The organism is Brevundimonas sp. (genome assembly GCF_031082345.1).
GTDB lineage: Bacteria > Pseudomonadota > Alphaproteobacteria > Caulobacterales > Caulobacteraceae > Brevundimonas.
In genome coordinates this window covers 1-1,268 of sequence record NZ_JAVHLH010000402.1, presented here as the reverse complement: position 1 = coordinate 1,268, position 1,268 = coordinate 1, and the positions used below count along the sequence as shown (strand labels likewise).

Here is a 1,268-nt window from a genome sequence, read left to right as displayed (position 1 = left end):
CAGCGGCGGCAGGGTCCGGGCCAGCAGCAGGGTCCCGGCGTCGACGCGGTCCCAGGCGAAGACGCCCGGCTGCGACCAGGCGTCGAGCCCGGGCACGAGGCGGGGGGCGCCGGCGGTGATGGCCTCGTCCAGGCCGGTCAGGGTCTCGGGCCGGATCACCACGCAGCGGCGGTGGTGGGCCTTGGCGCTCTCGCCGATCTCGACGCCGAAGGCTTCGAGCTCCTTCTTCAGGCGGGAGCCGCCCTTGTCCTTGGGAGCCATGACGTCGAGGCGGCCGCCGGGCTTCAGCGCCCGCAGCGCCAGGGCCAGCGTATACCGCCGCTCCAGCACCCCGGGCGGGGCGTAGATCATGGCGGCGTCGGCCGAGCCTTCGGGCACGGACTCGAGCGGGGTCGAGCCCGGGATCAGGGGCGAGGTCTGGATGGCGTCGCCGGGCGGGTCGAACACCGCGGGGGGGCGGCCGTAGAGGAGGGTCGTCATGGCGCGGTCCATAGACCGATCAGGCGGCGGGCGCGACCGCCACGTCGTGCAGCAGGGCGCCGAAGCGGCGCAGGGCTTCGTCGCTGAGCTCGGGGTCGTAGCGCATCGGCGGGGCGGTCATCGGCTCGTCGAAGCTGTGGCTGCCGTCGGCGATCCAGGTGTCGACCTCGGCCCCGCAGTTGCGGATCATGTCGTGGACCCGCTCAGCGTTGCGCACCGTGGTCAGGTGATCCGAGCGGGCGATCACCGCCAGGGTCTTCGGACAGTGCCGCCACGGCCGCATCCGGTTGAAGGCGGCGATCCCGACATAGGGGTAGGCGAGGTACGCGGCGACCACCCCGTCGAGACTGACGTTTCCGGGGTCGGCGAGGCCGAGGGCGGGGCGGGAGCGGTCGGCGCTCATCGCCTCCATGATGCCCCAGCCGCCGTGGCTCCAGCCGGCCAGGGCGATCTTCGAGGCGTCCACGTCGGGCCGCTGCGACACGCCGTAAAGGGTCGCCAGGATGTCGCCGGCCCGGTCGTGACCGCGCAGCAGCAGGCCGGTGCAGACCGTGGCCATGGCGAACTGACGGCTCCAGCCGCGCGGGCCGTAGGAATCGACGATGAAGGCCCGCCAGCCGGCCGCCTTCGCCACCTCGGCGTATTTCGGCAGATGCCCCCTCAGGCCGCCGCAGCCGTGGAACAGCAGCACCGCCGGCCGCGGCCGGTCCCACGGCAGCTCCAGCACCGGCAGATCCCCACCCAGCCGCGCCCGCCAGTACGCCAGCTGCCGCGCCAGCTCCCCCCCA

1 protein-coding gene and 1 pseudogene are annotated in these 1,268 nt (G+C 73.8%); both read right to left on the bottom strand.

Features of this window, described 5'->3' with window-relative positions; all coding sequences use genetic code 11:
• Positions 1–480 (bottom strand): annotated as a pseudogene (locus RDU12_RS15775) (methyltransferase); the annotation flags it as partial.
• 19 nt (positions 481–499) lie between these two features.
• Positions 500–1,268: dienelactone hydrolase family protein (locus RDU12_RS15770; RefSeq protein ID WP_374990238.1), on the bottom strand; the 769-nt coding region annotated here is incomplete at its 5' end.